Source organism: Companilactobacillus paralimentarius, from assembly GCF_963227125.1.
Classification (GTDB): Bacteria; Bacillota; Bacilli; order Lactobacillales; family Lactobacillaceae; genus Companilactobacillus; species Companilactobacillus paralimentarius.
Map to the genome: position 1 here is coordinate 2,593,769 of NZ_OY724131.1, position 20,369 is coordinate 2,614,137.

At 35.3% G+C, this 20,369-nt stretch carries 19 protein-coding genes; 10 read left to right on the forward strand and 9 right to left on the reverse strand.

Features of this window, described 5'->3' with window-relative positions; genetic code table 11:
- Positions 1 to 129: 129 nt before the first annotated feature.
- Positions 130 to 894 (reverse strand): pyrroline-5-carboxylate reductase, encoded by a 765-nt coding sequence (gene proC, locus ACI6PB_RS12760; RefSeq protein ID WP_025085534.1) that lies wholly within the window; start codon positions 892 to 894, stop codon positions 130 to 132.
- Between the two features lie 139 nt (positions 895 to 1,033).
- On the opposite strand from proC, the gene ACI6PB_RS12765 reads away from it, so the two are divergent.
- Positions 1,034 to 1,747, forward strand: coding sequence for a DUF975 family protein (locus ACI6PB_RS12765; protein ID WP_025085533.1), 714 nt, complete (start codon positions 1,034 to 1,036; stop codon positions 1,745 to 1,747).
- Positions 1,748 to 1,800: 53 nt separating this feature from the next.
- On the opposite strand, the gene ACI6PB_RS12770 is transcribed toward ACI6PB_RS12765, so the two are convergent.
- The gene (locus ACI6PB_RS12770) at positions 1,801 to 2,559 is read right to left on the reverse strand and encodes a MerR family transcriptional regulator (RefSeq protein ID WP_025085532.1); all 759 of its coding nucleotides are present in this window, start codon (positions 2,557 to 2,559) and stop codon (positions 1,801 to 1,803) included.
- 135 nt (positions 2,560 to 2,694) lie between these two features.
- Here ACI6PB_RS12770 and thiD point away from each other — a divergent pair, with 135 nt between their 5' ends.
- Both thiD and ACI6PB_RS12780 read left to right on the forward strand, forming a co-directional pair.
- A complete protein-coding gene (gene thiD, locus ACI6PB_RS12775) occupies positions 2,695 to 3,504 on the forward strand; it encodes a bifunctional hydroxymethylpyrimidine kinase/phosphomethylpyrimidine kinase (RefSeq protein ID WP_025085531.1) in 810 nt (269 codons plus the stop codon).
- A 29-nt stretch (positions 3,505 to 3,533) separates the two neighbouring features.
- Positions 3,534 to 4,580: a hypothetical protein gene (locus ACI6PB_RS12780; protein WP_025085530.1), complete on the forward strand. Its 1,047-nt coding sequence runs from the start codon at positions 3,534 to 3,536 to the stop codon at positions 4,578 to 4,580.
- A 42-nt stretch (positions 4,581 to 4,622) separates the two neighbouring features.
- Here the strand turns inward: ACI6PB_RS12780 and ACI6PB_RS12785 are convergent, their stop codons facing one another.
- The gene (locus tag ACI6PB_RS12785; RefSeq protein ID WP_404278820.1) at positions 4,623 to 5,351 is read right to left on the reverse strand and encodes a DUF554 domain-containing protein; all 729 of its coding nucleotides are present in this window, start codon (positions 5,349 to 5,351) and stop codon (positions 4,623 to 4,625) included.
- 122 nt (positions 5,352 to 5,473) lie between these two features.
- Here ACI6PB_RS12785 and ACI6PB_RS12790 point away from each other — a divergent pair, with 122 nt between their 5' ends.
- The gene (locus ACI6PB_RS12790) at positions 5,474 to 6,373 is read left to right on the forward strand and encodes a LysR family transcriptional regulator (protein ID WP_309510610.1); all 900 of its coding nucleotides are present in this window, start codon (positions 5,474 to 5,476) and stop codon (positions 6,371 to 6,373) included.
- Positions 6,374 to 6,411: 38 nt separating this feature from the next.
- Here the strand turns inward: ACI6PB_RS12790 and ACI6PB_RS12795 are convergent, their stop codons facing one another.
- Positions 6,412 to 6,936 carry a helix-turn-helix domain-containing protein gene (locus tag ACI6PB_RS12795; protein WP_404280800.1) on the reverse strand — a complete coding sequence of 175 codons (525 nt, stop codon included), beginning with the start codon at positions 6,934 to 6,936 and terminating at the stop codon, positions 6,412 to 6,414.
- A 376-nt stretch (positions 6,937 to 7,312) separates the two neighbouring features.
- On the opposite strand from ACI6PB_RS12795, the gene ACI6PB_RS12800 reads away from it, so the two are divergent.
- From ACI6PB_RS12800 to cydC, 4 genes are read left to right on the forward strand one after another with little or no spacing between them, the layout of a single operon-like run.
- Complete coding sequence (locus ACI6PB_RS12800) at positions 7,313 to 8,755, forward strand: cytochrome ubiquinol oxidase subunit I (protein ID WP_404327543.1); 1,443 nt, start codon at positions 7,313 to 7,315, stop codon at positions 8,753 to 8,755.
- Entirely contained in the window at positions 8,752 to 9,765 is a 1,014-nt protein-coding gene (gene cydB / locus ACI6PB_RS12805; RefSeq protein WP_056955858.1) for a cytochrome d ubiquinol oxidase subunit II, read from the forward strand. The genes ACI6PB_RS12800 and cydB overlap by 4 nt, the downstream gene beginning before the upstream one ends.
- Positions 9,765 to 11,498 (forward strand): thiol reductant ABC exporter subunit CydD, encoded by a 1,734-nt coding sequence (cydD, locus tag ACI6PB_RS12810; RefSeq protein ID WP_404327544.1) that lies wholly within the window; start codon positions 9,765 to 9,767, stop codon positions 11,496 to 11,498. The genes cydB and cydD overlap by 1 nt, the downstream gene beginning before the upstream one ends.
- Positions 11,495 to 13,234, forward strand: coding sequence for a thiol reductant ABC exporter subunit CydC (cydC, locus tag ACI6PB_RS12815; protein WP_404327545.1), 1,740 nt, complete (start codon positions 11,495 to 11,497; stop codon positions 13,232 to 13,234). The genes cydD and cydC overlap by 4 nt, the downstream gene beginning before the upstream one ends.
- 180 nt (positions 13,235 to 13,414) lie before the next feature.
- Here the strand turns inward: cydC and ACI6PB_RS12820 are convergent, their stop codons facing one another.
- On the reverse strand, positions 13,415 to 13,741 hold the full coding sequence (locus tag ACI6PB_RS12820) for a bacteriocin immunity protein (RefSeq protein WP_025085523.1): 327 nt from the start codon (positions 13,739 to 13,741) through the stop codon (positions 13,415 to 13,417).
- A 15-nt stretch (positions 13,742 to 13,756) separates the two neighbouring features.
- The gene (locus ACI6PB_RS12825; protein ID WP_025085522.1) at positions 13,757 to 14,728 is read right to left on the reverse strand and encodes a polyprenyl synthetase family protein; all 972 of its coding nucleotides are present in this window, start codon (positions 14,726 to 14,728) and stop codon (positions 13,757 to 13,759) included.
- 85 nt (positions 14,729 to 14,813) lie between these two features.
- Between ACI6PB_RS12825 and ACI6PB_RS12830 the strand changes: the two genes are divergently transcribed.
- Positions 14,814 to 15,728: a 1,4-dihydroxy-2-naphthoate polyprenyltransferase gene (locus tag ACI6PB_RS12830; protein WP_025085521.1), complete on the forward strand. Its 915-nt coding sequence runs from the start codon at positions 14,814 to 14,816 to the stop codon at positions 15,726 to 15,728.
- On the opposite strand, the gene ACI6PB_RS12835 is transcribed toward ACI6PB_RS12830, so the two are convergent.
- Positions 15,725 to 16,918, reverse strand: coding sequence for an acetate/propionate family kinase (locus ACI6PB_RS12835; RefSeq protein ID WP_056955857.1), 1,194 nt, complete (start codon positions 16,916 to 16,918; stop codon positions 15,725 to 15,727). The two genes, ACI6PB_RS12830 and ACI6PB_RS12835, sit on opposite strands and share 4 nt — an antisense overlap.
- Before the next feature lie 125 nt (positions 16,919 to 17,043).
- Here ACI6PB_RS12835 and ACI6PB_RS12840 point away from each other — a divergent pair, with 125 nt between their 5' ends.
- Positions 17,044 to 18,963, forward strand: coding sequence for a hypothetical protein (locus ACI6PB_RS12840; RefSeq protein WP_025085520.1), 1,920 nt, complete (start codon positions 17,044 to 17,046; stop codon positions 18,961 to 18,963).
- Positions 18,964 to 19,135: 172 nt separating this feature from the next.
- Here the strand turns inward: ACI6PB_RS12840 and ACI6PB_RS12845 are convergent, their stop codons facing one another.
- Complete coding sequence (locus ACI6PB_RS12845; protein WP_309511209.1) at positions 19,136 to 20,026, reverse strand: IS3 family transposase; 891 nt, start codon at positions 20,024 to 20,026, stop codon at positions 19,136 to 19,138.
- Positions 20,027 to 20,031: 5 nt separating this feature from the next.
- Positions 20,032 to 20,283, reverse strand: a complete 252-nt coding sequence (locus ACI6PB_RS12850) for an IS3 family transposase (protein ID WP_002816285.1) — start codon at positions 20,281 to 20,283, stop codon at positions 20,032 to 20,034.
- Positions 20,284 to 20,369 lie beyond the last annotated feature (86 nt).

The following is a 20,369-nucleotide window of genomic DNA, read 5'->3' on the forward strand; positions in this document are numbered from 1 at the left end:
TTTTACCTGATTACTCAACAAAGAACAAAAAAATAACTATTTACACATAATTTTTTCTCTATAAAAAAATCCGACTTAACTAGAGGCCGCGAATACAGCCAAGTCAATCGGATTTTTTATTATTTATAACTATTCTTCAGCTGCATCAACAGCCTTGATCACGGCATTTCTAAAGCCATATTCTTCTAACGCAGCCACACCACGTATTGTTGAACCACCCGGTGAAGTAACTTCATCTTTCAAAGCAGAAACATTTAATTCTGATTGTTTAGCTAGCTTGCTGGCACCAATGGCCATCCCAATAGCAGCATCATAAGCTAACTTACGATTTAAACCGTGCTTTACTCCTGCATCACTCAAAGCTTCGATAAAGACATCTAAGAAAGCTGGTGAACAGCCGGCAACTGTTCCAAGAATTCCTAATTGATTTTCAGGAACTTCAACTAGTTGACCTGTATATCCCATGATCGAAGCAATTTTCTTCTTGTCAGCATCTTCAAAATCACTTGAGTAGGTAATTCCTGTGAATCCAGCTCCAACTTTAACTGGTGTATTAGGAATAGCATGTGCCACCTTGGCATCGCCCAAAACTTGTTTTAAATGAGAAATTGTTGCACTTCCAGTAAAAGCTACAATCAATTTTCCCGCTACGATCTCCTTTAGTTCTTTCAAAACACCGTCCAAAGCATTTGCCCCGACAGCGATGAAAATAACATCTGTATCTTCTAATTGTTTAACCTTTTTGACTACTTGAAATCCTAATTGTTCACCTAAAAGATTGGCATGATTAGAATGGCCACCTTTAACAATTATTTCGTCTGCGTTAAAACCATTTTTAACAAGACCCGTTATAACGGCTCCACCGATACTACCAGCTCCAATAAATCCAATCATAAAATCTTCTCCTTTGTACGGTATATTGATTTCATTATAAACGAAAATGATTTTGAATTAGTAATAATATCCATTCTTAATTAGTTTCGATTTTTTCATAATTAATGTATGATTAATTTTTTAGGAGGGTATAAAAATTATGCAAAGGTATAAAACAAGATATGAATTAAAAACCGAAGTAAAATCTCTTTTACAAGGTAATTGGACCAGAGCTATTCAACTTTATCTAATTCCAGTTATTGTTATGATATTAAATATCAATGTCAACCGTTCTAACTCAACAGATGCCATGAAAGATGCTATTTATAACAATGGTGGTGCTTTTTCAAGTTTACTATCAACCGGCTTAATCTCTTATATCATTAGTTTAGTTGTTCTATTAATTTCATTGTCCAGTGCTTTCAGAGGACTAGATTGGATTGAAGATCCACAACTAGACTTTCAACCTATCAAAAGTAATTTCACCTACTTCAGAAGCCCTGATTGGTGGAAATTAATTTTAATCTATATTCTAGTAGGTATTTTTACATTCTTATGGACTTTATTATTAGTTATTCCCGGCATTATCAAATGGCTTGCTTATTCACAAACTTATTTTATCTATAAAGACCTCAATGATCGTGGTGAAGCCGATGGTCTTACATTAACTGATTACATTACTCGTAGTCGTCAATTAATGGTTGGTAATAAAGGTCGTTACTTCATGATGCAACTTAGTTTCTTAGGTTGGTGGATTCTAGGTAGTATTACATTAGGTATTGGATTTATTTGGATCTATCCATACTACAAATTGACTATGGCTAACTTCTATCGAGATCTAGTCGATAAAAATGCTGTAAATAATATTGGATAAAAAGAAGAGCAAATCATTTAAAGATTTGCTCTTTTTCTATAACGTCGTTATGATCATTCGGTGTATTTATAAATTACATCCCTAAGAAGTTTTACAACCTCAGTATTAGCCTTATCATCGTAATATTTAGTAAATCTTTCATCCTCTACATACAGATTAACTAGGCCTCGATGCATTTTCTCATTGTATTTAGACCACGTGTACTTCAACCATTGCTTATGTTCTTCAAAAATTTTTCTTGCCAAATCTGAATTCAAATTTGGATGTTTTTTTAATTCAACTAAATCCTGAATCAATTCTGCTTCTAAGTTATTCATAGCTTGATATTTTTTCTCACTCAACTTAACAAATTTATCATTAGCTGCATCAACAACCCTTTTGCCATAGTTCTCACGAATCTCTTGTCCAAATCTTTGTTCGTTTTCACTTATCTTGGTCTGTTTAAAGGCTTCAAACTTCTCATCATCGGTCATTTTCTCTTCTCCTTGAAAATCTTTAATAGTCGCATCGATATTAGTTAGGAGACTTTCCAATTCATCGCGCTTACTTTTTAAAAGTAATTGCTGTTCTTTTAATGCCTGCAACCTTGAAAAATTAGGGTCATTAATTAACTTTTGTATTCGATTCAACGGAAAATCTAGAGCACGATAGAATAGAATTTGTTGTAATTTATTTACGTTTTTTTCATCATAAATTCTATAATTATTTTCATTAACTTCACTAGGTTTTAACAAGCCAATCTGATCATAATATCTTAATGTACGCGTACTCACACCAGCTAGTTCAGCTAATTTTTTTATTGTATATTTCATAAATAAATCTCCTAACAATTTTGATTCTAAGGGATTACGTTACGTCAAGGTCAAGGGAAATGTGATAAATCCTCCTCACAAATTCACGCTTTCTGTTAATATAAAGGAAACAATTAATTAGGTGGGTGATTAACTTTGAATAAATTTATTCAAGTACTAACTATTGCTGGTTCTGACTCTGACGGTAGTGCCGGCGCACAAGCTGATTTAAAAACTTTTATGGCTCGCGGCGTTTACGGTATGTCTGTTTTAACTGCTGCTGTTGCTGGTAACTCTTACGGTATTCACGATAGCGTAAATATGCCAGCTAAGTTTATTAATAGCCAAATCAATGACATCAAAGATGATTTTAAAGTTTCTGCTTTCAAGACAGGTATGCTTTCCGATTCTGAAATTATTCATACTGTTGCCGAAGCCATTAAAGATAAACCTTTTGGTGCTTTCATTCTTGACCCAGTTATCATCACAAAGCACGGCGCTATGTTACTAGAAGCTGAGGCTTACCAAACTTTGATCGATGAGTTGTTCCCATTAGCTGATTTGATTACTCCTAATTTTTACGAGGCTAAAAAGCTTTCTGGATTAGAATTAAATAATAAAGAAGAAATTGTTAAGGCTGCGCATAAATTACGCAATTTGGGACCAAAAAATATTATGATAAAGGGTGAACATAGTGACGACTCCATTAGTGAAGTTGAAGACTACGTTCTACTAGAAGATGGTGAATCTTTCTGGATCTCTGAACCCTTTGTTAAAACTGATCACATTAATGGTACTGGTGATACACTATCATCATGTATCGTGGCTGAAATTGCTAAGGGCAAGAGCATGGAAGATGCTATCAGAATTGCTAAAACATTTACTTACAATGCTATTAAAAATGAAATTGATGTCGGACATAAATATGGTCCTATTAACCATTTTATAAAGGATGATATACAATAGTATTTGTTAGTAAAATCGGAGGTTTCTTTATGGTAAGAATAACAAAAATTTCTGCCGGTATTTTATTGCTTATACTATCTATTATCCTAATGGTTAAATCGGGATTTGAAGGCTTTATTGCTGCTTTAGTTGGTACAGGTGCCATTGGTGGCGCTGCTGGTATTCTGATGGCAATAACTTATATTATCTCGGCTGCAATCTACATTTTAACTAATCGTACATATAGTATGGTTCCTGATATCGTAGGCTTCATCATCCTAATTCTTGGTGGACTAATGGGGCTCTTCAATGCCAACATGCCTGGTGCAGGTTTTCTAAAAATTTGGGCTTGGGTTGGTATTATTATTGGTGCAATCGACTTGATCATTGTTATCGTTGATACAATTCTTCACCCAATTCCTGAAGATGAACCTGAGGATACCAATAATCAGTATGGAAATAATCCATACAATCAAAATCCTATGAATCAAATGAACCCTGAGCAATATAATGCGCAACCGAACAATTTTAATCAACAAAATTATGGTTATAATCCTTATCAAGCTCAAAATAATCAAAACTTCAATCAACAAACTAATCCCAATCAACAATATCAGGGACAATATAACCAACAACTGATGAATCAACCAGGATTTGGTCAACGAGTTCCAAATCAAATGAATCAGAATCCTAATGGAAATTTCAACGGTCGTGGCAATAATTTCCAACAGCCAATGAATAATGGTTATAACAATCAACAACAATTTCCAAATCAACCGATGAATAATAATCAAATGGCTAATAGATCAATGAATCAAAACAGTCAAAATAGTCAACAAGTACAAAATAATTTTGGACAACCTCAAAATCAACAACCTATGAATGGCAATGGTCGTCAATTCAATAATCAAAATTATGCACCTCAGAGTAATCAAAACTTTAACCAACCAAGACCTAACTTACAACAGAGATTTGGTAACCAAAATCAAACTCCAAATGCACAACAGCAACTAGGTCAACCACAAAATCCTTATGGTCAAAATCCAGAAAATAATGGTAACGTTGGTACAAGAAGTCGTAGTAATCGCCATAACTAGAAAAAAACACCAATTCATTAGCTGAATTGGTGTTTTTTTAATTTAATGAATCAATGGCAAAATAATATTAGTCCATAACCACGAGACTGGCATAATAACCACCATAATAGGAATCATATCCGCGGTTGGGAACATTTTAATCTTCGTAATTCGAAAACCACTGGCTAACATCAAAACTCCCCCAGTGGCTTTAAAATCAAGAATCATATCCGGTGTAGTTAATGGAACAATGAAGTTAGCAAGAGAAAATATTATCATTAAAATAATGATTTGCGGAACAGCTATTAATGAAACTACCGCTCCTAAGTTGGCACCAAAAATAACAGCAGCAAAAAAATCAAGAATTGATTTCGATATCAAAATAGTTGCATCTCCGTTAATTCCTTCTGTGAGAGTACCGTAGATTCCTGTACCACTTGCACAAAACAGTACAATCACAGTTACTAATGTTGTTTCAAAAGTTTGTTGATCCATTTCAGATGGTGCGTTGATAAATTTCGAAATAAAATGTTGCATTCCTTGAGCACCACGATTAATAGCTTTTCCTAAATGAAAAATAATCCCCAGACTAGTTCCAAGTATGACCGCAAAAACAACGGCTGCTAAATTTTTCATAGGGGCGATTGCGTAAATTCCCATACAAATCGAACAGAGACTGAAAGTCATATTGAGACCTTCTTTAAAGCTATCCGACATTATTTCACCGCCTAAAGCTCCGGCAATTCCACCGAAAAGAATGGCACATACATTTGTTATAATCCCGATTGGCATAGAAAGACTCCTTGCATTTAATAAAATATAATCACAAGTAAAAGTCTAATAACTGGCAAAACAAAGAGCAATTCTGTTTTAGTGTTAAACTATTCAGAATAATAATAGTTAAGGGGCATATGGTGGATACTAAAAAACTAGCAGTTTTTCTTGATCTGGCAAAGACACAGAACTACAGTCTAACTGCTCAAAGAATGTTTTTATCACAATCAACAATTTCAAAATACATTATGATTCTGGAAAAAGAATGGAAAGTTAAATTGTTTGTGCGAGCCCATCGCCAAATCAAATTAACCCGAGTTGGCAAATTGATTTTACCTAAAGTGAAGGATGTTTTGGAAAAAGAAGCCGAATTGAATCAACTAATTGAAAGTGAAGCTTGGTTAGAAGAACGTCCTTTAGTTATCCAAGGGCTACCTTCTTTATCCCAATATCGAGCATTTCACATCATAACTGACTTTGCCAAACGTTATCCCAAAATAAGATTGCAATTTAGTGAAGAAAACGTTGATAAGTTGGAACATTCACTTGATCAGAAGAACGTCGATATAGTATTTACGAGAATTTTTGACAATGATTTCCCTTCTTATGATGTGATAGTGAATGAACTGGATAGATTTGTAGTACTAGTGCCCCAAAATAGTCATTTAGCAAATCAAAATTACGTTACTCCTGATATGCTAAAAAAAGAATCTCTATTACTATTAAGTAATACCATAAGCAAAAATAATCCTCTTTATACTACCCTCCAAAGTATGCACTTACGTCCCCGTGTTACTTATAACGGTCAAAGAATTGATTTAATCCTTGAAATGCTTAATCAAGGTACAGGAATTTCAATAGTAATGAATAAGTCATTCGATCTTACCGGTTTTGATAACATTAAGGTCATACCACTTGTGCCTAAAATCAATAGTCAGCTAGTATTTATGAAACAACACGATAACGATTCCAAAATTGTCGAGTTATTTTGGAAATTTGCAACAAACGCCAGTCAATCTTTTATAGATAAAACTTTATAAAAAACAAGAGAATCATGTCTTAGCATGGTTCTCTTTTGTTAGATTCGATATTTCATGATATAACCAACTATTACTGAAGCAACGAATAAAATCGTGAAAATAATCAAGCCTTTCACTTGCTGTTTATTTTGAAATTCCGGTTTCTCGCCTTTTTCATTACTAAGTTCATTGGAAAAATAAAAAATAATTCCCCCATTCAATGCGATACTAACTAAAATCAAACCAGTCGTTAATCCAGATAATTTTCCTAAAAATTTCTGTTGCGATACCACTAAAATTAAAATTATATTCAAAATACTTGGCATCCAAACATATCTTTTTAAAACTGCTAATCGTGTTTTTTTCTCAATATCTTTCACAACATCAGATCCTTCCACTAATAAATTATCTAAAGAAAGGTTATACAATTTGGCAATTCTAATTAAACTCTCAATATCTGGAAAAGTTCTACCCGTTTCCCAATTAGAAATTGTTTTTGGTGAAACTAACAGTTTCTCCGCCAATTGCTCTTGAGTAAAATGGTGTTCTTTTCTTTTTTTTCTCAATATTTGATTTAAGTCCATTATGTTCTCCTTTCTTTTCTTCAAATTATCAAAATTTACTCTGAAATCACATCCAATGCCTTACTAATTGTTCAATTTATTTTAATTAGTTATCGTTATAACGTTGAGTGGCCAAAGCTGACTTCTTTTCGTAAAAAAATCTTGCCAATAATGATGATAAAAACGATTTCAAAGGACTATATTTTAATTAGGATATTATCTTATATATGAATTTTTATTTGAGCAATAATCGTTTGTTAATTTTATATTTATGTCATTGTTTCCAACGATGGAACCGTTTTTTCACAAGCCAAATTGGTTGCTTATAATATTAATTAATCATATGATAAATCTGTATATTAGGGTTCTTATTCTATGTTCTAAGGAGGTTTTTACCATGCTTACTTTGGGTTTAAGCATTGTCTCTTTGGCTCGTTTTCAATTTGCGATGACAACAGTTTTCCATTTCTTCTTCGTTCCATTTTCAATCGGAATGGGGTTTTTAGTCGCTATCATGGAAACTATTTATGCCGTTAAAAAGGACAAAGTTTATTTAGATATGGCAAAGTTCTGGGGGAAAATTTTTCTTCTAAGTTTTGCCGTTGGTATAGTTACCGGTATTATTCAAGAGTTCCAATTCGGTATGAATTGGTCTGAATACTCACGTTTTATGGGTGATGTGTTCGGTGCCCCACTTGCTATTGAAGCTCTTCTTGCTTTCTTCATTGAATCAGTTTTCATCGGAATTTGGATGTTTACTTGGGATCGTTTCAGACCAGGTGTTCATGCATTTATGATTTGGATGACATCTATTGGTACCATGCTTTCTGCTATTTGGATCTTGGCCGCCAACAGTTTCATGCAACATCCTACAGGTTTCAAAATCAATAACGTAACACATCGAATTCAATTAACAGATTTCGGTGCTGTGGTTAGAAATCCTCAACTTTGGAAGGTCTTCCCACACGTTATTTTAGCTGCCTTCATGACTGCCGCTGTAGTTATCGCTGGTATGAGTGCTTGGGGTCTTCTACATAAGAAGAAAGATGAAAATCACTTCTTCAAGACTTCATTGCGCTTTGGCCTATGGGCTAGTTTAATTTTTGCACTTCTTTCTGCCGGTGCTGGTGATCTTCAAACGCAACAAATTATCAAAGATCAACCAATGAAATTTGCTGCCACTGAAGGTATCTACGAAGATACTAAAGATCCCGCACCTTGGACAATTGTCGAGTTGATCGATGCTAAAGATCATAAGGCAAGTGGCAAGATTGAAGTTCCGGGCGTTTTAAGTATCTTGGCTTATCACAAACTCAGTGGTTCAGTTAAAGGTATGAATTCCATTAACAAAGAACTACATGCTAAATATGACAAGAAATTTGGTAAGGACATGAACTATTTTGTCCCACCTAAGACTTTATTCTGGAGTTTCAGAGTTATGACTGGTATTGATGCCTTGGTTATGCTGATTGCTCTAGTTGGATTGATCTTTTCACGTAAGAAGAAAGACACAATCGAAAATCACAAATGGATGTTAGTTGTTCTTGGTATTGCTATCTGGCTACCATTCATTGGTAACTCTGCCGGTTGGTTTATTACTGAATTTGGTCGTTATCCTTGGATTGTTTATGGACTATTCACAATTGCTCAAGCTGTTTCACCAACTTCAACTGTTGCTAGTCTATTGTTCAGTAATATTGTTTACTTCTTACTATTTACACTCTTGGGTGGCGTTATGGTTTGGTATTGCAGACAAACACTTCATCATGGACCATATTATGAGGAAGTCGATTCCAAGCAAAACGTTGATCCATTTGCAAGGGAGGCTTTTGGAAAATGACTCTAAGTACATTATGGTTCATCATAATCGGACTCCTGTTTTCAATCTTCCTCTTTCTTGAAGGCTTCGACTTTGGTGTTGGAATGTCAACTAGATTCCTAGCTAAAGATGAACAAGAGAGAGCTGCTTTAATGTCAACTATTGGCCCTCATTGGGACGGTAACGAGACTTGGTTAGTAACTGCTGGTGGTGCAATGTTTGCTTCACTACCACTCTGGTACGCAACCTTATTCTCAGGTTATTACATCCTCTTCTTATTAGTCCTAGTAGGTTTAATTCTTCGTGGTGTTTCATTTGAATTCCACAAGCATGCTGAAACTAGAACTGGTAAAAACTTATGGATGTGGGCATTCTTTGCAGGCAGTATCATCCCACCATTCTTCTTATGTATGATTCTTTTAAGTATGGTGCAAGGTGTTCCCATTAATGCTAATGGCGATGCCTTTCCTAAATTCTTCGACGTTGTTAATCTATTATCTGTTGTCGGTGGTGTTGCAGGTGTACTTCTATCACTTGTTCATGGTCTCAACTTCATCAGATTAAGAATCGAAGGACCATTACGTGAACGTGCTCGTAAATTAAATCAAATTTTATATCCTATTCTTTTCTTAGGTGAAGTTGTCTTTGCTGTTCTTGTATTTTTACAAACAGACTTCTTTACCAAGAGATTTGTATCATCTTTTCTTATCACAGCTCTAATTGTTTTGTTCTCACTATTAGGTTACTATGGAGTTCTAAAGGATAGAGAAGGCTGGAGCTTTGTTGGTAGTGGTTTATCACTCAGCATGGTCATCGTCTTATTGTTCAACGGACTATTCCCACGTGTCATGATTGCTACAAATCCAGCACACAGTATATTAATTAAAAATGCCGCTAATTCACAATATACATTAACAATTATGACAATTGTTGCATGTATCTTGGTTCCAATTGTGGCTATATACTTCATCTGGTCGTACTCTCTATTTACAAAGAGAATAAATCCAAGGGAAAATGCGGTGAAATATTAATGATTGATAAGCGTTTATTTCGCTTACCAGGAACAAAAAAGCTTCTATTAATGCTTGCAGGATTAACTTTCTTGCAAGCATTTGTTATTTTATTCCAAGGTAAGTATTTAGCAGAAGCATTAGTTAATTCGTGGGAACAAAAATCTTTACAGACCATCATTAATCCGATGATCTTGTTTGCAATTGCTTTTATTTTAAGACACTTTTTTACACTAATTAATACTAAAATTGTTGAAAGCTACGCTAGTAAAACTTCCGAAAATATCCGTTCTCAGTTATTAGACAAAGTTTACGAAGCTGGACCTGAAATGATTTCTGACGAAGGTACTGGCAATTTAGTTACCTCTTCACTTGATGGGATTGATTTAGTCGAAAATTATTTCAAATTGATTTTTACTAAAATGATGAACATGTCTATCATTCCACCTGTTTTATTAATTTATATTTACATGCAAAATATTGCTTCAGGAATTACTCTAACGATCATTGTTCCTCTAGTAATCCTCTTCATGATTATCCTAGGTTTGGCTGCCCAAGCCAAAGCTGATTCTCAATATAAGCAATATACGATTCTTTCAAATCACTTTTTAGATGCCTTAAGAGGGCTACCAACTCTAAAAATGTTGGGTCTAAGTAAGCGCTATGCTAAAAATATTTACACAGTTAGTGATGAATATCGTCGTCGGACCATGAATACCCTCAGAATTGCCATCTTATCGACTTTTGCTCTCGATTGGTTAACTACATTAGGTATCGCTATTTTGGCCGTTTTCCTTGGTCTAGGACTAATTAATAACAGTTTTCCACTCTTCCCAGCCTTAGTAACTTTGATTTTGGCTCCCGAATATTTTTTACCATTACGGGATTTCTCTGGAGACTATCACGCTACATTGAATGGTAAGAATGCTTTAAATTCTATTTTCGAAATTTTAGAACGTCCAAGCAAATCTGAAAGTACCGAATTGAAGGCTTTTGATTGGAATCAGAATTCACAAGTTGACATTCAAAACTTGCAATTCTCATACAATGGGACCGGTCAAAATGAAGTTAGCCTAGATATTGATAAATTGAGCCTTCATGGTTATCAAAAGGTTGGTGTTATCGGTAAATCTGGTTCTGGTAAAACAACTTTAATTCGTACTATTGGTGGTTTTATTGTACCTGAAAAAGCCGACATTAAAATCAACCAGGAAAAAACCGCTAACTTCAAACAAAGCAACTGGCAGAACAAATTAACCTTCTTGCCACAAGATCCTTATTTATTTGCTGGTTCTATTGCTAAAAACATTTCTTTTTACCGTCCTGACGCTTCCCAAAAAGAAATTGAACAAGCCGCTTCAGCTGCTGGTTTAGATGAATTTATCGCTACTCTTAATGATGGATACCAAACACTCATTGGTGAAGGTGGACGTGGTATCTCTGGTGGTCAACAACAACGTATCATGTTGGCTCGTGCTTTCTTAGCCAATGATCGTCACATTTTAATTTTCGACGAACCAACAGCTCATCTGGATATCGAAACTGAATATGCTCTCAAAAAACCAATGGAAAAGCTATTCCAAAATCATTTAGTGATTTTCGCTACTCACCGTCTGCATTGGATCAAAGAAATGGATTATGTCGTCGTTATGGATAATGGAACGATTGCTGAACAGGGCACTCCTAACGAATTAAGTAGTCATAACGGTGCCTATTCACAACTAATCAAGAATATGCGGGGTGATCAACTATGAATTTTTTTAAAACATTCAAACATGACACTTGGGTCAAACCTTATATCAAACAGTACAAAGGACTTTTGATTACTGCTCTTCTCCTAGGACTACTAACGTCCTTTTGTGCTGCGGCTTTAATGTTCACTTCTGGTTATACAATTGATAAAGCTGCTACTCACCCAGTCAATATTCTTTTAATTTACGTACCAATTCTTTTAACAAGAGCTTTTGGTATCGGACGCCCTGTCTTCAAATATATTGAAAGACTAAAAAGTCACAATTGGGTTTTACGAGTTACCTCAGATTTAAGAACTAGACTTTACAAAACTCTTGAAAGTGATGCTTCCTTCTTCAATGAACACCACAAAACAGGTGATATCATGGGGCTCTTGTCCGAAGATATCAGCCACTTACAAAACTTATACTTAAGAACTATTTTTCCCGCTGTTATCGCTTATTTAGTAACAATCATTGCTTCAATTGCTTTAGGAATCTTCAACCCATCCTTTGGATTTTTCGTTTTCTTATTACTATTTGTTGAAGTTTTTCTAGTTCCGCTATTCTCTGTAACAATTGAAAGCGCCAGAAGAGCTTATCAGAAACAAGTTAAAAGTGACCTCTATGTTCAATTGACTGATAATATTATGGGTGTCGATGACTGGATTATTTCTGGTCGTAAAAAAGATTTTCAAAACTTAACCACTAAAAATATCGATGATTTGGATAAATCAAAAAACAAGTCTAAATCTTTCCGACGCAATCGTGACTTTGCCTTACAGTTATTCTTCGTCGCCTTAGCTGTTTGTTTTTTAATCTTTACTAACTTAACGATGACACATAATCAAGAACAGGCTAACTTCGTTTCAGCCGTTGTTTTAGCTATTTTTCCACTATCAGATGCCATTATTCCCGTCAGTCAAGGATTTGAAGAATGGCCACTCTATAAGGATTCCATTCTTCGTTTAAACACACTCAAACCAATTCAAAATCGCTTACCTGAGCAAGTCGATTTAAAGCCAGAAGATTTTCAAGAATTAAAGTTAGATAACGTTAGTTTTGAGTATGACTCTGACTCACCTATTTTAATTAAGAACTTCTCACAAACGATTACCCGTGGCGAGAAGTTAGCTCTCTTAGGCCCTAGTGGTATTGGTAAAACAACCATCTTACAATTGATTCTTGGTGATCTATTTCCTCAAAAAGGCCAAATCACTATCAATGGTATGGACGTTAATAAGATTCAAAAGAACCGAGAAAAAATCTATTCCGTACTAAATCAGAAACCATTTCTATTCAATACTACTTTGATGAATAACGTTCGTTTGGGTAACGAGAATCGCTCTGATGCTGAAGTTAAAAAAGCTTTGGAACGTGTTGGATTAAAAGATTTAGTTGAATCATTACCCGATAAATACAACACCATCGTTGGTGAGAACGGTTCACATTTCTCTGGCGGTGAGCAAGAAAGAATCGCTTTAGCACGTATCTTATTGCAAGACGCTCCAATCGTTTTACTAGATGAACCTACCGTTGGACTAGATCCAATTACCGAAAATGATTTATTAAAGACTATTTTTGAAGTTCTAAAAGGTAAGACCATTATTTGGGTCACACATCATTTACAGGGCGTTAACCATGTTGATCAAATTGTTTTTATCAATAGTAAAGAAATTGAAATGCAAGGTTCACCAAAAGAGCTTTATCAAAATAATCAGCATTTCCGTGATCTTTATCAGATGGATCAAGGATTATAATCGTTATAACGTTACACTTTTTTAATGAAAATTTCTAATAAAAAACGACCTCTACTAAGTATTCAAGCTATGCGCACTTGAAGCTTTTAGTAGGGGTCGTTCTTATTTATTCTTTAAATTTACAATGACTATATTTAATAAAACTGGCTCAGCCAAGTTTTATTGTTGTGGAGGACTGGTCTACCAAACAGCACCATTAATAGTTCCAATACCCTTTTGAGACATTGGTTCTCGTGAAAGAGTTCTTAGTTTGTTGATAATATCATTTTGTTCCGTACTAAATTGATATTTCTTTTCTAAAGCCAATTCTTGAATAGTTCCATTCATTTCTCTAATGGCATCAGAGATTTCATTATATTTTTGAGTTGTCTTTTCTGGCTTGTTGATACTGTTATAAGCTGTTTGAATAAGAGCTTTAACCTCATTATTGGATTCAACAGTTTTATTCAGATCTCCTAACAGTCCGTTCACTTGTTCAATTAAAGCCAACTTTTTATCTTGATTCATTACTTTCTCCCTATACTACTTGATTCGATTAACTAATTGTTTAACTACTTCTGTCAAAACACGGCGACTAGTGTTTTTAGGTAATTTGCCAATTTCTTCTAAAGCATGTTGTGTAAATTGTCGGGCAATTTCCTTAGCATGATTTAAATAGCCGTCATCAATTACTATATTAGTAGCCTTTTCATCGTCGGAATCAGTTAACTCTTCTTTTGACAAAATTGCAATCAGATCTTTATTACCGGACTCTAAGCCCAAAATATATGGCAATGAATAGACACCATTACGCAGATCCTCATGAACTGGCTTACCAGTCTCTGAAGAGCTACTGAAATCAAGGATATCATCGATTATTTGAAAGGCCATTCCAATATCGTGACCGATCTCCTTACAACGTTTGACCAATTCCTGATCTCCACCACTGACAACGGCTCCCATGGTAGCGCTTAAACTGAATAGTTCCGCGGTTTTACCAGAGATTTCTTTTAAATACATATCAGTAGTTGCTTTGACATTGAAGTTAATACACATTTGATCTAATTCACCAATCAAGATGCGTTTCATACTTAATGCATTACGCAGTATATCAGTGTTTTTTACCAAATTCTGGGATATTAGTTCAAAATAAATCGTAAACAAATAATCGCCAGCATAAATGGCATTTCTACGACCATATTTAGTGTGAATCGTGGGCTGTGATCTGCGCATTGGCGAATCGTCAATCACATCGTCATGAATCAAAGTAGCGACATGTAAAATTTCTAACGATGCCGCTAATGGAATCAAATCTGTCGTTGATTTTTTCTCATTACCAAATTCACTGAATAACAAGAAAAAGGCTGGACGCAACATTTTGCCACCTGAAGTTAAATCTATAATCATTGAACTGATGTCGAGATTATTTATCTTCACCATTTGATGAATGTAATCTGTCGTTAAGTCCAATTTCTCCCCTAGTTGAGGATAGCTTTTCCAAATTGAGTTCGCCATAAAATATTTATTACCCCTGTATCGCTTTGTTGTATTCCAAAATAATTCTATAATAGAACTTATCAAATCCAAAGGAATGATTTCTGTGAAACCTTCAGTATTTTTCGAGCTTGTCGAAATAAAAGCCAAGACCGCTAGTGTCTTCCCCTTTTTGATGGGGACTTTGTATTCATATTATCACTGGCATTCTATTAACGCTCTTGATTTGATTCTATTTTTTATCGCTATGTTTCTTTTCAATATGGCTGTCGATATCAATGATAATTATTGGGATTATAAAAACGCTACTGGTGATGAAAGTTTTCGTCGTCAAACTAACGTTATCGGTGTTAACCATCTCAATATCCATTTAGTTGGCTGGCTAGATTTTTCTTTCAGTGCAATTGCCGCCATCATTGGTCTTTTCATCGTTTATCGGACAGGTTTGCCCTTATTATATCTAGGATTATTCTCATTTGCCGTTGGCTTTTGTTATGCTGGTGGTCCTTGGCCTATTAACCGTGGACCATTAGGAGAGTTCTTCTCTGGTTTTACTATGGGATACGTTATTTATTTAATTGCCATTTACATCAACGTAGTCCACAACCCTGATGTCATTTTGAATTTTAAATTTTACGGTGACGCTTTACTTTCATCACTGTTAACTGTTTTTGCCATTTCAAATCTCTTGTTAGCAAACAATATTGCTGACGAACAAGAGGATATCAATTTGGGTCGTAAAACACTGGTTTACTATCTAGGCAAAACTAATTCAATTTTCATTCTCAAATCACTTTACGTTCTCGGTTACTTAGCTTTAGTTTGTTCAGTTATCTTGGGATTATTACCTAAATTGATGTTATTAACTTTTCTAATAACTCCCGTAGTGTACAAAAATGCCAAAGCGTTCAGTCAGAATCCAATTAAGAAGAAAACCTTCCCCTTAATCATTAAGAATCTGTTACTGATCACTTTGGCAGAGACAGTTACATTTATTTTCGGTGTAATCTTTAATTTCTAATCAAGTAATTTGGCAAATCCATAAGTATCTTGAGCAATCATCAATTCCTCATTAGTTGGAATTGTGTAGGCTGTGACCTTGGAATCATCGGTTGTAATTCTATTTTCGGCACCGTTTTGCTTATTCTTTTCTTTATCGATTTTAAGTCCCATATACTCAAGTCCGCTCATAATATCTCCACGAACTTCAGTTGAATTTTCACCAACTCCGGCTGTAAAGGCAATAACATCAACACCACCCATTTCAGCTGTATAAGAACCAATAAATTTGAGAATACGATTACGATACATTTCCAAAGATAACTTGGCACGTGTATTAGTATCCTCTACAGCCTCAATATCACGCATATCTGGTGAAACACCTGAAATTCCTAATAAACCAGACTTGTGGTTTAAAATATCGATCATCTCTGAAACATCTTTAATTCCTAATTTCTTCATCAAGTAAGGAATGATTGAGAAATCAATATCACCACTTCTGGAACTCATCATGATACCCGCTAATGGAGTGAATCCCATTGAAATATCGAAGGCTTTACCATGTTTGATTGCACTAATTGAAGCACCACTACCCAAATGTAGAATAATAACATTTTTATCATCGATACCACCTTCAACGATTTCATTCAAACGTTGGGCGATATAACGGTGACTCGTACCATGTGCGCCATAACGGCGTACATGGTATTTTTTATAATCTTCCAAATCAACACTGTATAAATAATTTGTTTCGGGAATATCGACGAAGAATGACGTATCAAAAACAGCTACTTGAATAGCTTTAGGAACCAACTTTTTGAAAACATCAATATAATAAGCTTCAACTTTATTATGTAACGGAGCGTATTCAGCCAATTCTTGAATTTTTTTCAAATTTGCGTCAGTAATAATTTCTGACTTTTTGAAATACTCTCCACCAGCAACGACACGATGACCGAAGGCTACAATATCACTAAATTTTTCAATTATTTTCATATCTTTTAAGGCATCCAAGATTGATAGGACGGCAATATCGTTGGATTTAATAGCTTCTTCACGTTGAATCTTTTGACCGTTATACTTTAATTTAAAGATTGACTTAGGTGTTCCCAAACGATCAATCATTCCTGAAGCAATTGTTTTTTTCTCAGGCATTTCAAAAAGTTTCCATTTCAAAGTTGAACTACCTGCGTTTATAGCCATAATCTTCATACAAAAACTCTCCTTTTTTGGTCTAGGTATTCTCTACAAATAGCTTTATATCAAACTTTACACCGATATAAAAAAATGCTACTCTTTAGTAACTATTATAAGTCTTTTTATGGGGGAATTGATTCGTGAAATTTTTAGACATGCTACGCAAGATTGATGAGAAACCAGAGGCCGATAAAACGGTTCCAGATTCTCCTAAAAGCGACCAAAATTCCGCTCAATCTCAAGCATCTACTGACAATCAGTCGACTGAGGTTGCTAAGGAAAATGAACAAAAAGAGGAACAACTTCCTATGTCAGTTCATGACAAGCGCGTAAATATCGAAGAGCAAATGAATGATTTATCACATCAATATGCTCAATTAAGAAATGATTTAAAGACGAACCTTTTCTCTGAAAAAGATGATTTTGAAGCTAAGAAAGAAACCCTAGACAATTATCTTAAAACTTTAAAACGTGATGAAAAAGAATCAACCGAAAAATTGGCTGATACTAAAGCTCAAAACGATGACGCCGCTAAAGAACATTTAGCCGTTGTGAACGCTGACCGTAAAGAACAAGAACAAAAACTCAGTGAATTACAAGAACAGTTAAATGACCTTAACACCGAGATTAACACAAAGACAGCAAGTTTGGAAACGCTTCAAACAAATCTTGCAAAAAATGAACAATCTGAAACTGACATGTCTACTTCCATCAAAGAAGAAAAAGATCTTCAAAAGATGATGGTCCTCATGGAAAAGCAAAAAGAATCAATCGATACTCTTTATGCTGAACGTAAGAAACTCAAGGAACAGATTAATTCTGCCCAAGAAGATATTGCTAACCTAAATAGTAAAGCTGCTGACTTGAATAACCAAATCGGTGACATTAATAAAGAAATCGTCAACTTACAACAAAAGGCTCGTAATATTGATGATCAAATGAAGAACGATCACAATTACCGTATTGAGACTATTGCTGGCTTGGAACGTCATATTCAAAGCCTTGATGAGGAACACAAGAAGATCGATGATGAACTAGCCGATGTTAACGGTAATATCGACTACTTGAGTAAATATATCAAAGATGTTTTCCATTCAGCATATCTAGTACGTGATGTCTATTTGGATAAAGACAAAGAATATTACGTAACGGCTGACGATTTTGATTCTGATACTGCAAAAAATGATTTATTCGGTATGGTCAATTATCTCGAATCTAAATTACAAAAACCCGTTACTGTTGTATCAACTTTCTACAACAATCATGTTCATGAAATTATTGATAAGAAAGCCAAAGATCAACACATTGCCATTCCAAACGTTGTGAACTTATTTGATCAATTACAAAAGAGTGATAATCCTGATGGCAAACGCGTGGCAATCCCCGATAGTAGCGATTGGGTAACTAGAACCGATGTCGAAACTCAAGATGTTTTCATCTATGACAAGAAACAAAATCTATTGATGACTGCGGAATACTTTGACAAGGAAATCATTGATCGTATTAATTACTACAAGAATGATCAAGTTGTAAAAACCAATATTTATAATACTCAAGGCCAATTGTCTTCAACACAAAGTTTTAATAAGAATAAAGAATTGTCAGAACAAAACTTCTACCGCACTGATGGTTCAATTGTTCTTACAGTTATCTTTGAAAAGAACAAGCCTGTTAGTTACCAATTATTTGATAAAAATGGTTTACTAGAACATGATTTCAACGAAAAATCAGAATTGATCACTTGGTGGTTAAAGAGTGTTGAACCAAACACAGAGAATGCTGTTTTCGTCGGTAACCATTCCGATCTCTTATATCAACTAGTTGTTAGTGTTAACGAAATTGACAGTAAAAACACTGTTCCACTTCTTCAAAACGTCGCCAAGAGGATCGACGATGTAATCAAGTTGCTAGACGAACAAAAGGATATCATCGAACTATTCGTTCAAACTGAGGATGATTTACATGCTATCGAAAGTAAGACCAACCGTGATATCAGTGTCAGTGTGATCAACACCGCAAGTAACGGTACTTTATCATTACCTGAATCATTAAAAGTTTAATATTTTTTGGGGGACTGTAACTACAGTATGAATGTGTGATATAGACACAATGGATTGAAGTCAATATTTGAGACAGGTTTTAAGAGACATTCAGAACCGCGTTTACCTTCCAGGGTTCAAATAAATCATTAATCGTGATTAATAACTTATTTGAACCCTGGAAAGCATTAAATCAGGCGGCCATTTGGCTCGCAAGTGTTGCGATTTCAACTTGTAAGGGGGTCTGGTAGCCCAGTGAACTATGAATTCTCTTCCTATTGTAGAAAGCATGCACATATTCAAAAAGGACAGCAGCGGCAGTTTCATAATTCTCAAAGACCGGCACTGGATAAACACATTCCTTTTTGAGGGAAGCATGAAAAGATTCCATTGGTGCATTATCGTATGGACACCCCTTACGGCTGTAAGAGTGGCGGATATGTAGTTCTGTTAACCGTTGGTTGTAATCATCGCTGGTGTACTGTGATCCTAAGTCTGTGTGGATAATCAGGTCCCCAGTAATGGTTCGATTTTTAACCGCGCTTTCCAGGGTCTTTAAGACTAAATCAGTATCCATCTTTTTTGAGAATGAATAGCCGATAATTCGTCTTGAGTGCAGATCCATGATGGTTGATAAGTAACACCAGCCATTACGCTTCGTTTGAATATAGGTCATATCAGCGGTCCATTTTTGATTTAAACCAGTGGTCGAGAAATCCTGCTTAAGCAAGTTGGGACGCTGTTCAACCTTGGTTTTGGAAGCCGAAGCCGCTTTCCATTTATTGACGGTAACGGAGTGGATATCCAGTTCCTTCATGAGCCGGGAAATCCGTCTTGGGCTGCACCGACGCTGCAGTGGTTGAAGTTCCAGATTCAATTCATGGTGGATCTTCATAACACCGTATCGCTGCTTAAATTCCGCAAAGATCCGCAGAATCCGTTGTTTTAAGTCCGCATCTTCGGCCCGGCGTTTTGAAGGCTTTGGGGATCGATAACGATAATACTGAGCTCTGGAAACACCGAGGATTCGGCACATCTTAGTTACCTGGTGGTGATGGCTTTCTTGGTGAATGTAATCAAAAATATTGGTTACTTCTGCGCAAGGAAGCCCAGGGCTTTTTTTAGGATTTCGTTCTCCTCAGACAGGGAAGCCAGCCGCTTTTCCATCGCTTTAATTTCGTCTGGCGATTTACCGGATTGAGTTTTGGCTTGGCCCTGGATCCACTTATGAACGGTTGAATAGCCAATGCCATATTCTCTGGCCAGTTGGGCAGCTGATTCGCCTTGCTTATATAGGTTGATGATGTTTTGTTTGAATTCTTTGTCGTAACGAGTTGGCATGTAAAAATTCCTTCCTTTTGAGAGACGATTTATTCATTATACCCTCTCTTAAAAGTTGTCTCAGGAATCAGCTTACATCCACAATC